Genomic DNA, 11361 nt, shown 5'->3' with positions numbered 1-11361 from the left:
CGAGACCGAGGCGGAGGCCCCTGTGTCAGCGTGAGTTGTCGCCTCCGGCGGGTGCATAGCCCGGCTCAGGAACCGCACCACACCACCTCGGGGGCGAGGCAGGCAGGGACCCGATGGGTCGATATTCGAATGAGTTCAAACAGAGCATGATCCAGAAGCTGATGCTGCCGGGTGGGCCGTCCGCGAGGGCGCTGGCGGAGACCAGCGGGGTCTCCCAGGTCACCCTCTCGCGGTGGCTGCGACAAGCGGCTAGCGTGGCGCTCGTGGCAAACGACACAGACAAGAAGCCGCCCCCTCGGGAGGCCCGCCGCCCGGAAGACTGGTCTCCGGACGAACGGCTCCGGGTGGTGCGAGAGACTGCGGGGCTGACGGGCTCGGAGCTCGGCGTGTACCTGCGCCGGGAGGGGCTGCACGAAGCCACCGTGACCGAGTGGCGGGAGCAGGCGCTGGCCGCCCTCGGAGGCAGCCGCCCACGTACGAAGGAGCAGCAGCGCATCCGCGAGCTCGAGCGTGAGCTCAACCGCAAGGACAAGGCGCTGGCGGAGACGGCGGCGCTGCTGGTGCTGGCAAAAAAAGTCCACGCGCTCTGGGGGGACGAGGACGACGACACATCGGGGAGGCGCGGCAAATGATCCTCTCCCTCGTCGACGAAGCCGTCCGCTCCGGAGCGCGCCTGCAGAAGGCCTGTGAGGTCATCGAGCTGCCCGCGCGGACGCTCCAACGCTGGCGCGAGCAGGGCCCTCAGGGTGGCGACGACCGCCGTCACGGGTCGAAGACGCCGCCGGCCAACAAGCTGAGCGAGGCGGAGCGCGCGAAGGTGGTGCAGGTCGCCACCAGCGAGGCCATGCGCGACCTCTCGCCGCGGCAGATCGTGCCGCGCCTCGCCGACCAGGGCGACTACCTGTGCTCGGAGTCCACCATGTACCGGGTGCTCGAGGAGCAGGGGCTGAAGACGCATCGCGGGCCCGTGAAGGCGCGCACGAACAAGCGCCCGAAGGCCCGCGCGGCCACCGGACCGAACCAGCTGCTCTGCTGGGACATCACGTACCTTCCCGCTGCGGTCCGTGGGAAGTTCTTCTACCTCTACGTCTTCCTCGACGTGTGGAGCCGCAAGATCGTGGGCTGGGGCGTCAGCGACAAGGAGTCCGACGACTTCGCGGCGCAGCTCCTCCAAGCCACCTGCGACCAGCTTCGCGTGAAGACCAAGGGCATCGTCCTGCACTCCGACAACGGCTCGCCGATGAAGGGCGCCACGATGCTCGCGATGATGACCTCCCTCGGCATCGTTTCTTCGTTCAGCCGGCCGCGCGTGAGCGATGACAACCCCTTCATCGAGGCGCTCTTCCGCACTCTGAAGTACCGCCCCGACCACCCCACCAGTCGCTTCCAGACCATGCAGGAAGCCGTCGCTGCCATCGAGGCGTTCGTGCGCTGGTACAACCACGACCACCTGCACTCCGCCATCGGCTTCGTCACTCCGCAGGCCCGCCACGTGGGCGCCGACCTCCCGATCCTCGCCCACCGCCGCCTCGTCTACGAACAGGCCCACGCAAAGCACCCCGAGCGCTGGACACGCAACGTCCGTCCGTGGGACCGCCCCTCGGTGGTCCACCTCAACCCGGACCGGCCCGCGATCACCGTCTCCACCACGGTGGGCAAGGCCGCTTGAAGATTCAGGCGACAACTCGTTTGACACACACCGGAGGCCGAGTCGGAGTCCGAGACTGGGGCCGGTTCCGGGGTCGTTGGCTCTGGGCTCGGGCTGCAGCCCGAGAGGGAGGCGCCGACGACGACCACCGTGTGGAACAGGCGCGAGACTGAGCGGGACATGGTGGTGGAAGGATAGCGTGCGGGGGCGGTGGGGGCGTAGCGGGTGGGCTACAGGATGTGGGAAGCAGGGGGGAAGGGGCCTCCGAGCCTGGGGGGCAGCGCTCGCCGCGGGGATCGGCGGGGGCCTGCGGGCGCATGGAGGTGCTTGGTCGCGGGGTCGCAGCGGGTGGGCCTACGAGCGGCGGGGGGGCCGTGGTGGCTGCGATGGCGGCGTCGGCTTCCGCGGCGGGTGGCGCGGCGGCTTCGGGTGGGCCGGCCTGCGGGGGCGGGGTGAGCGCGGGCGTGGGGGTGGCGGCTGCGGGCCCGGGCGGGGGGCTCGGAGCCGGCTCGGCGGGATCGCACGCCGAGAGCGATGCGCCGACGACGACCACGGCGTGGAAGAGACGTGAGAGCGGGCGCGCCATACGGATTCAGCATAGCGAGTCGCGGGCGCCTCCGCGCTGGGTTCTGGTACAAGGGGGAGGTGGCTCGTCGGTGCATCCTCTCGTGGTTCATGCTGGTCCCACTCGCGTTCACGCTGGCGTGTGGCTCGCCCTCCGCGCCCGGCGAGGGATCCCAGGCTGGTGCGGGGGGCGGCGGCGATGCTCCGCGAGACCCCTCCGTCGAGCCCGTGGAGGCCATGCCGCCCATCGAGCCCACGCGCCCCGGCGTGGACCCCAGCGACCCGAGCCTCGAGGTGGACCCGCAGCTCTGCGCCACCGACGCGGACTGTATGATCGGCACGCCGCGCAACTGCTGCATCAGCTTCTGTCCAGAGGACCGGCAAGCCTGGAGCCGCGCCGCGTGGGCGGCCTACCAGGACGACTGCGCGGTGGAGGAGTGCGCGTCCCCCGAGTCCCTGGCGTGTCAGCCCGAGCGCGACGTCCAGCCGCCTCCACAAGCCGTCTGCGTGCGAGAGCGCTGCGTGCTGCGCTGACCTCCGGCCCCGTTCCACCCCGTGTTCGCGGGGGGAAGCTCTCGGCCCTCCGTGAGGTAGCCTCACACCATGAATCATCGTCAGAAAGAAGGGCTGAAGGCGCTCGCGGGAGGCATCTTCCTCTGCGTCCTCGCGGTGTTCATCTACTGGTACTTGTGGGACTTCGAGCACAGCGCCGACACCAGCCGCACCGTCCACAGCCTGGTGGCGCTGCTCTACAACGTGGGCGGCAAGCCGCTGGCCTCCGCGCCGTTCGCGCTCTTCGGCCTCTTCGCCATCGGCAAGGGCGCGCACCACATGCTCACACCGAGCAAGTCGTAGCCACGCGAAGGCGCGGTGCCGTGCTTTGAGCTACGCCTCACCGGCATGAACGCACCTCGCACGCAGCCTCCGAGCCTCTCGTCCCGCGCCCGGCACGTGGCGCGCCGCACCCGCAGGCGCCTCGGTCACATGGGCGAGAACGCGCTCGACTGGCTGCGTCGCGACGAACTGGTGCTGGCCGAGCGCACGCCCTACGAGGAGGTCTTCCGCGAAGACATCACCTGCGTGCGGCACTACCTGCCGCTCACCGACGACAGCATCGACCTGCAGGGGCAGCGCGTGCCGGTGGTGCCCACGCGCTTCCGCGTGCCGCTCGTGCTGGTGGCGCCGCTGGCCGTGACCATGCGCATCTACGACCTCTTCCCGGACCGCAGCCTGGTGAAGTACCTCACGGCGCGCGGCTTCGACGTGTACCTGGTGGACTGGGGTCGCCCCGAGGCGCGTCACGACGGGCTGCACCTCGCGGACTTCTTCGCCGGCATCTTGCCGCGTGCCCTCGCGGCGGTGCGCGCGCACAGCGGCTCGCAGCGGCTGTCGCTGCACGGCTGGAGCTTTGGTGGGTTGTTCGCCATGAGCTACGCGGCGCTGGGTGACCCGGACATCGTGAACCTGGTGCTGGTGGGTGCCCCCTGCGACTACCACGCCGCGGGTGAGCTCGGGCCCCACGCCCGCCGCGCGGCCAAGCAGCTGAGCCGCCTGAGCGAGCGCACGGGCCTCGGTGTGCACCGCCTGCCCCCGCGCCTCATGCGGTCGCCGGGCTGGGCCAACAGCCTGATGTTCAAGCTCACCAACCCCGTGGGGACCCTCGAGGGCTACGGCGAGCTGCTCCTCAACCTGCACGACCGCGACTTCGTCACGGCGCACGCCACCAACGCGGCCTTCCTCGACGACATGACGGCCTATCCGGGCGCGGTCACGCAGGACATCATCCGCCACTTCTGGACCGACAACTGCCTGCTCGACGGCCGGCTCCCGCTCCCCGGGGCGCACGCCACGCTGCGCGACGTGACGGCCAACCTGCTGGTGGTGGCGGGCACCGAGGATCCCATCGTGCCCGTGCGCGCCACGGCCCCGCTGCTCACGCTGATGGGCAGCCGCGACAAGCAGCTCCTCACGGGCCCCGGCGGCCACACCGGCATCCTCGGGGGCAGCCGCGCGCCTCAGCACCTCTGGGCGCCCGTGGCCGACTGGCTGGCCGCGCGCAGCGATTGAGAGTTCACGCGCGCGCCCGGATCAGGGATGCTGTGTGCCCCGCGTGGCCCCCTCCGGCGACGCAGAACAGGAAGAGGACAAGATGGACATCTCATCGATCAAGGGCACCCTCGTGGCGCAGCTCAAGGCCAAGGCCGGGCTCGACGAAGCGCAGGCCAAGCAGGCCGCCGACGTGGTGGAGAACCTGCTCAAGGAACATGGCCCGAAGCTGCTGTCCGGCGTGGCCGACAAGCTGCCCGACGGCATCGCGGACGCGCTGGGGGGCTTCCTCGGCGGGAAGAAGTAGGCGCCGCGCGTTGAGCGCAGCCGCCTACCGGAAGGCCGGCGCCCACTCCCGCTTCCAGCGGTCGAGCAGGTGCCGGTCATCTCGGTCCCACGGGTGGAAGTTGGGGCGCAGGTAGTCGAGCCAGCCCGGGATCACGTTGCGCACCAGGCCCGGCTTCACCAGCAGCCAATAGAGCAGGTCGCGGTGGTTCTTGGCGTTCCACAGCGTGCCGTCCTTGAACATCAAGTAGTACGTGGTGGCCAGCGTGGTGGTGGAGAACATGAACGACACCACGAGGTACGTGCGCACGCGCGTCGCGTAGCTGCCGTCCACGGCCATGTACACGTCGAACGCCACGGCCTTGTGCTCGGCCTCCTCCGCCGCGTGCCAGCGCCACGTCTCGAGGTGCGGCGACTTCACGCCCTCGCTCATGCGCGGGTCGCCGAGCAGCTGCTCGGCCATCATGGCCGTGAAGTGCTCGAGCGCGCACGTGATGGCCAGCTGCACTTCGGGCGGTGCCGTCTTGCGCAAATGGGCCAGCCGCCCCTTCGCGCGGTTGGTGATGTCGGACAGCGGGAAGCCGTCGGCCTCGGCGCGCTGGTTGTAGCGCTCGTGCACCTGGCCGTGCTGCGCCTCCTGACCGATGAACGCGCGCACCTCGGCGGCCAGAGCAGGGTCGGTGATGCGGTCGCGGTAGTGGCGCACGGCGTCGATGAAGAAGCGCTCGCCATCCGGGAACACGGCCGACAGCGCGTACGCGAAGGACGTCATGCCTGGCGAGCCGTTGTACCAGTACTTCTCGGACGGGGCGTCCAGGTCCACCTCCACGCGGCGAATGATGATGGGCGGACGCTTGTCGCGGTCGAGCGCGGGGGTGGACGCAGCAGTCGTGACGGGGGCGGTTCGGGCGGCTTGGGCGGCGGTCATGACACGGTCCTCCAGAGTGGGATGACCTCACTCTAGATCCGTGTTGAACTTCGGTCAATAGCAGGGGCGCCGGGAATTCGCCTTTGTCACAAGAGCCCGGTGCCGTGGGGGACGTCGTCCATCATCCAGATGAGCGTGAGGCGCAGCTCGCTCGGGGCGTCCTTCACCGGGAAGCGCAGCCCGGTCACCACACGGCGCGCACAGGACACCCACGCGCGCTCGTGCGGCGTGGAGTCGTCGCGTGGGTCGTTCACCAAGCCCTCGGTCCGCGCCCGCCCGTTCGCGAGCACCGTGAGGTCGAAGTCGACGCTGGCGGCCACGGCCTCCTCGCGCCGCGCTCGTGCTCGGGCACAGCGCCGCAGCCGCTCGGGCACGGGAGCCAGCACGGCCTGCACCTCCGCAGCGGTTAGCGGACCGGAGCTGATTCGTCGCAGGTTCACCTGCCCACCCGGGTGCGGCGGGAAGCCTTCCATGCCGCCGGGCTGAGCCAGTGCGATGGACGCGAGCAGCGCGCTCAGGAACAGCAATGTCACGGTCGTCTTGGCGCTTGCGAACATGGCCTCTTCTCCGGCAGAGCCCGCGCGGGGCAGTGCTACAGCGTGCCATACGCCGGGGCGCGCAGCGCGCGCTTCAAGCGGGTGTCGTGTGCCTTCCACCGCTGCGAGGCTGGCGGCGTTTCCTCTCGCGCGTCGGCTAACGAGCGCCGAGTGGCTGGTGTTCTTCGAGTCGGGTCCCTAGCGTATGCTCCCACTCCATGGCCCAGCACGGCAGCGACGACGACGACCCGAAGACGCTCCTGCCCACGCTGGACTCCCTCGCTAGCGGCTTCCGCAAGCGCACCGCGGTCACGGCCAAGCTCGCGGCGCGCGCGGGCTTGCGGGCGGCGTCACGCAGCGTGTTCGGCGCGCGCCAGGGCGAGGTGGACGTGCAGAAGGCCGTCGAGGCGGCGCGCACCATGGTCACCGAGATGGGCCAGCTGAAGGGCCTGGTCATGAAGGCCGGGCAGATGGCCAGCTTCCTGCCCGGCGCCATGCCCGAAGAGGCGCGCGAGATCATGGCCAAGCTGCAGTCCGAGAGCGCGGCCATGAAGTACGAGCGCGTGCAGGAGGTGGTGCGCGCCGAGCTCGGCGGCGAGGTGGACCAGCTCTTCGAGGGCTTCGAGCAGAGCCCCTTCGCGGCGGCCAGCATCGGGCAGGTGCACCGCGCGCGCGTGGACGGTCAGCCGGTGGCCGTGAAGGTTCAGTACCCCGGCATCGAGGCGCTGCTGGTGGGCGACCTCGACTTCCTGGGCGGGCTCGCCTCGGTCTTCACTCTTGGCAGCCCCATGGACGGTCGCGCGCTGGCCAAAGAGCTGCGCGAGCGCACGCTCGAAGAGTGCGACTACGTGCTCGAGGCGCGGCATCAGCAGCTGTTCGAGGGGCTGCTCTCCACGCAAGAGGGCTGCTCGGTGCCGGCCATCGTGCCCAGTCGCTCCGCGCGGCGGGTGCTGACCACGCGCCTGGTGGACGGCATGCGCTTTCAGCCCTTCGTGGACACGGCCTCGCAGGCGGCGCGGGATCGCGCGGGCGAGCGCATCTTCCGAGTGGCCTTCGACAGCCTGTTTCGGCACGGCGTCTACAACGGCGACCCGCACCCCGGGAACTACCTCTTCGGCGACGAGGGGCAGGTCACGTTCCTCGACTTCGGCTGCGTGCGCTACTACCAGGTGGACTTCATCGACGCGTGGAAGCGCGTGGCGATGGCCGCGCAGGACGGCGACTTCGACACCTTCAAGAAGCGCTTTCCCGACCTGGGCATGACCCCCAAGCCCAAGAAGATGGACTGGGAGGCGCAGTGGGACGCCATGCTGCAGCTGTACACGCCCATGCGCACACGCGGGCCCTTCTTCACGTTCACACACGCATACGTGGAGGAGAGCTACGGCAAGCTGGTGTTCGACAACCCCAACAAGCTCAAGATGGCCATGCCCGCCGAGTGGCTGCTGCTGAATCGGCTGCAGTGGGGGCTGTTCGCGGTGCTCTCGCACCTCGGGTCCACGGCGCCCTGGCCAGACATCTTCCGGGCCGCGCTGGAGGCGCCCACACGGCCCGTGCACCTGGCGGACAACCCGTAGCGTCAGCGCGTGGGGGGCAGCGCCCAGATCTGGCCGCTGTAGTTTCCGCACGGCGCCAGTTGGAGCTGGTTGTTGATGCCGTCGTTGATCACGTCGAGGCAGCGGCCCGTGCCGCCCAGGTCGTTGCTCAGGCGGAAGTTGCCGCCGCCTGCGTCCACGGCATGCCAGCGCTGCCCGGGCCGGTCACCGCAGGGCGCAAAGGTGAGCCGGTTGCTGCCGTCCACCACGTCGAGGCAGCGCTCGGTGCCACCGTTGCGTGCGGTCAGACGCACCGCCCCCGAGGCGTCCAGCAGGCCCACCCAGACCTGCCCGGGCGAGCCATTGCACGCGGTGAGCACCACGTTGATGGGGCCGCCGGGGGAGTACTCGAGACACACGTCCGGGCCGCGCCACGCGTTGGTCATGCGCATCACACGCCACTCGGTGGTGGGCTGCGTGACGGGCACCGGCGCCGGCATGGGCGTGGGCGCGGGCGCGGGCGTGGGCGTGGGCGGTGGTTGTTGCGGCTGCTGTGGCGCGGGGCGAGGCGGCCGCGGGGGCACGGGTTCCGCGCCGCCCGGCAAGAGCCAGGACTGTCCGCTGTAGCTCCCGCAGGGCGCCATGCGCACGCGGTCGTTGGTGCCGTCGTTGACCACGTCGAGGCAGCTGGACGGCCCGCGCAGGTCGTTGGTCAGGCGGGTGTAGGCACCTACCGAGCTCGTGTGGAAGCGTTGGCCGGGACGGCTGCTGCAGGGCGCGAGCGTCATGAGGCTGGCCCCGCCGCTGCCTTCGTCCACGTCCAGGCAGATGCCCGCGCCAAAGCGCACGGTGGTTAGCTGAATGGCCGCGCCACCCGCGGGCACCGTGACCCACTGCTGCGCATCGTCCCCCGTGCACGTCACCAGGCGCAGGGCCAGCTGTCCGGGGCTGGGCTCCTGGGCCTCGAGGCACACGTTGTCCCCGCGCCAGGCGTTGGTCATGCGGAAGCGCGGGCCGGGCGCCGGGGCCGTCACGGGAGTGGGCGTGGGTTGCGGCACGGGCGTCGGGCGGGTGGGCAGCTGCGGCACCGGCTGGGGCTGCGGCACCGGCTGAGGCGCCGGGGTGGGGCGCGGCTGCTGCGGTGTGGGCGCGGGGGCCGCGGCGCCGGTCATCAGCCACGCCTGGCCACTGAAGTTCCCGCACGGCGACAAGCGCAGGCGGTTGTTGACGCCATCATTGGCCACGTCCACGCAGCTCGAGGGGCCGCGCAGCTCCGTGGTCAGCTGGCTGTAGCCGCCGCTCACCGCGCTGGTGAGGAAGCGCTGCCCGGGCCGGCTGCCGCACGGCGAGAGCGTCAGCTGGCCGTTGGCGCCGCTGCTGTCGTCCACGTCGAGGCACATGCCTGCGCCAAAGCGCACGGTGGTCAGCTGCACGGCGGCGCCACCCGCGGGCACGCTCACCCACTGCTGTGCGTCGGCCCCCGTGCACGCCACCAGCCGCACGGCCCGCTGTCCGGGGCTGGGCTCCTGCGCTTCGAGGCACACGTCGGCGCCGCGCCACGCGTTGGTCATGCGGAAGCGCGGACCGGGCGCGGGCGCTGTCACGGGCGTGGGGCTGGGCCGCTGCGGCGTGGGCGTGGGCTGCTGCGGCGTGGGTGTGGGCTGCTGCGGCGTGGGCCGGGGCGGCGTGGGCGTGGGCCGCGGCTGCTGCGGGCCGGGCGCGGGCGCAGGCCCGATGGGCACGGGCCGTGGCGCCGCCGTGGTGCGAGCGGGGCTCGTCGTCGCCGGCTCGAGCGAAGGCTCGGGCGCCGGCGCGGGCGAGTCGTAGTCGGGGTCCACGGCGGTGCGCCCCGCGATGGGCACCTGCACGCTGAAGCCGCTCGGCGACACCGTGACGTTGCTGAACGAGCTCGAGTCGTTGACCGCCGGGATGGTGCTGGCCGGCACCGTGCAGGTGCGTGGGGTGCAGTTGCGCTCGGTGCACACCTCGGGACCACAGACCCGTTCGCACAGCCGCTGCTGAGTGATCGGATCGCGCGGCGTGCACACCCTCTCGCAAGGCCGGCTGCACCCGCCACCCGTGCAGACGGGCTCCACACAGCCCGACTCGGCGATGCGGATCTCGGGCGTGTTGATGGACGAGCTTCCGCTGGCCAGCACCGAGGGCGACGTGGACAGCGTGCCCGCCGCCGAGCCGCTGACCAGGATGCCGTAGGCACGGCCCGCGATGGTGACGCGCAGGTCCTGCCGGAACGCCACGGGCGGCAGCGGCAGGCTCACGCTGTTCACGAGCCCCGCCAGCTGGGAGGCACGGTAGGTCTCGTCCAGCCGGAAGCGCACGCCCGACAAGGTCACGTTGCCGGCCACGCGCACGCTCGCGTCGTTGCGGCTCACGGTGAGCTCGATCAGGCCCGCACCGAGCGTCTGCCCGAACAGGCGCACCCCCGCCGTGTTGGTCATGCGCAGCCGCGGGTTGGGCCCCGTCGTGATGGTGCCCACCATGGCGTAGTCGGCCCCGAAGATGTGCAGGTTGCCGCGCGCGCTCACCCGGCCTCCGTCCAGGAAGCCGATCTTGAAGTCGCCGAGCGAGAGCCCCGCCACGCGCGCCGACTCGGCGCGGAACTGGATCACGGGGCTGCGCGCGTAAGGCACGTAGGCGTGGAACGCGTAGCCCCCGGTGCCCACGTCGAAGTCCTCGAGCGGCGTCCCCGCGAACACGTTGGCCGGGACGTTGCCGGCCTTGATGAGCGTGTGCTCCGCGCTGGCGTAGGCCGAAGCCTGCGCGAGCGGGATGGACGCGCTGAACGGTGGATACTGGTCCAGGTTGAGCGTGAGGCTCGCGTCCAGCCGCCCGCGCGTGTCGTTCAGGCGCCGCGGGTTCAGCTGCAATCCCATCTGCGCCCAGCCCGAGATGGGGATGGACGGCGAGCCCAGCTGCACCGTGCCGCCCACCAGCAGCGACGGCGAGAGCGTGCCCGGCAGCGTCCGCTCGCCGGGGAACTCGTAGAGCACGTCGATGGGCGGGAGCGAGGACGCGCGGGCGCCGTTCTGCACCAGCACGTAGCCGTCGCCGACCGTCCCATACGTGATGGGCGCGGTGAATCCGCCACCCAGATAGAAGACGAAGTTCTCGGGCGCCGACGGACGGATGCCAATCAAGAGCGTGTTCCCCGCCATCAGTTCCTGGCTGATCTGCAGGTTGCCGCCGGGGGCCACCACCGCGAACTCGGTCCCGTACGAGATGTAGATGTAGAACCAGCCGTCGTCCTTGCCGATGCGCGTGTCGCCCACCGGGAAGCCCGCCGGCGAGCCGTTGCGCTCGTAGCCGTCGAACGCCGGGCTCGAGCCGAGGCCCACTGCCAGGTCGCCGTGCGGGCCCGCGAACTCCCAGCCGGCCAGCGGCCCGAAGCCCTGCACGCCGGCCGAGCCCATGAAGCGGAAGCCGGTGGGCGTGACCGTGATCTCGGCCTCGCCCAGCTGGATCACCATGGGCGCCGCGCCGGGCGGCGCGATGGTGAGCGTGGGCTCGCCCCGCACGCTGATGCCGCCCCCTGGCGGGGTCTCCATGATGGGCGACGACAGGCACACCACGCCGTTCAGCGCGCACGTGCGCCGGCCACCCCCGGGGGCGTCCGTGGGTGCGCTGAAGAGATCCGCCTCGGCTCGGTTCGGGGCGCCCAGCGCCAAGGCGGCGAGGGCCAGACACCAGGCGAGCGACCACGAGCGGGACATGTGCGACATGGGGCCCAAGACTCTCACGTGTGGTCGATATTCAACAATGGAGACGGAAAGTGCCGAGGTCGTGACGCTGGCTGGTGAG

The 11361-nt window shown here is 71.1% G+C and carries 9 protein-coding genes; 6 read left to right on the top strand and 3 right to left on the bottom strand.

The window, feature by feature from the left end; genetic code table 11:
* Positions 1-113 precede the first annotated feature (113 nt).
* The 5 genes from IPI43_34205 to IPI43_34185 all read left to right on the top strand — a co-directional run bounded on the left by IPI43_34205 (position 114) and on the right by IPI43_34185 (position 4565).
* Positions 114-1669, top strand: a protein-coding gene (locus tag IPI43_34205) for an IS3 family transposase (GenBank protein MBK7779118.1) whose coding sequence is annotated in 2 segments (ribosomal slippage) — positions 114-567 and positions 567-1669 — 1557 coding nt in all. Because the reading frame shifts where the segments join, the coding sequence is not laid out codon by codon here.
* Between the two features lie 624 nt (positions 1670-2293).
* On the top strand, positions 2294-2746 hold the full coding sequence (locus IPI43_34200; protein MBK7779117.1) for a hypothetical protein: 453 nt from the start codon (positions 2294-2296) through the stop codon (positions 2744-2746).
* Between the two features lie 69 nt (positions 2747-2815).
* Entirely contained in the window at positions 2816-3067 is a 252-nt protein-coding gene (locus tag IPI43_34195) for a hypothetical protein (GenBank protein ID MBK7779116.1), read from the top strand.
* 45 nt (positions 3068-3112) lie between these two features.
* On the top strand, positions 3113-4279 hold the full coding sequence (locus IPI43_34190) for an alpha/beta fold hydrolase (protein MBK7779115.1): 1167 nt from the start codon (positions 3113-3115) through the stop codon (positions 4277-4279).
* Between the two features lie 82 nt (positions 4280-4361).
* Positions 4362-4565, top strand: coding sequence for a hypothetical protein (locus IPI43_34185; protein ID MBK7779114.1), 204 nt, complete (start codon positions 4362-4364; stop codon positions 4563-4565).
* Positions 4566-4589: 24 nt separating this feature from the next.
* Here IPI43_34185 and IPI43_34180 read toward each other — a convergent pair whose 3' ends face one another.
* Together IPI43_34180 and IPI43_34175 are read right to left on the bottom strand one after the other, a co-directional pair.
* On the bottom strand, positions 4590-5471 hold the full coding sequence (locus IPI43_34180) for a metal-dependent hydrolase (protein ID MBK7779113.1): 882 nt from the start codon (positions 5469-5471) through the stop codon (positions 4590-4592).
* A gap of 86 nt (positions 5472-5557) precedes the next feature.
* Complete coding sequence (locus IPI43_34175; protein MBK7779112.1) at positions 5558-6028, bottom strand: hypothetical protein; 471 nt, start codon at positions 6026-6028, stop codon at positions 5558-5560.
* Between the two features lie 197 nt (positions 6029-6225).
* Here IPI43_34175 and IPI43_34170 point away from each other — a divergent pair, with 197 nt between their 5' ends.
* Positions 6226-7584 carry an AarF/ABC1/UbiB kinase family protein gene (locus IPI43_34170; protein ID MBK7779111.1) on the top strand — a complete coding sequence of 453 codons (1359 nt, stop codon included), beginning with the start codon at positions 6226-6228 and terminating at the stop codon, positions 7582-7584.
* Between the two features lie 2 nt (positions 7585-7586).
* Here IPI43_34170 and IPI43_34165 read toward each other — a convergent pair whose 3' ends face one another.
* Positions 7587-11282, bottom strand: coding sequence for a ricin-type beta-trefoil lectin domain protein (locus IPI43_34165; GenBank protein MBK7779110.1), 3696 nt, complete (start codon positions 11280-11282; stop codon positions 7587-7589).
* Positions 11283-11361 lie beyond the last annotated feature (79 nt).

The sequence above is a fragment of the Sandaracinaceae bacterium genome (genome assembly GCA_016706685.1).
In the GTDB taxonomy this organism is placed as follows: Bacteria; Myxococcota_A; Polyangia; order Polyangiales; family Houyiibacteriaceae; genus JADJJE01.
The sequence above is the reverse complement of the archived record's forward strand: the minus strand, read 5'-3'. Positions and strand labels throughout refer to the sequence as shown.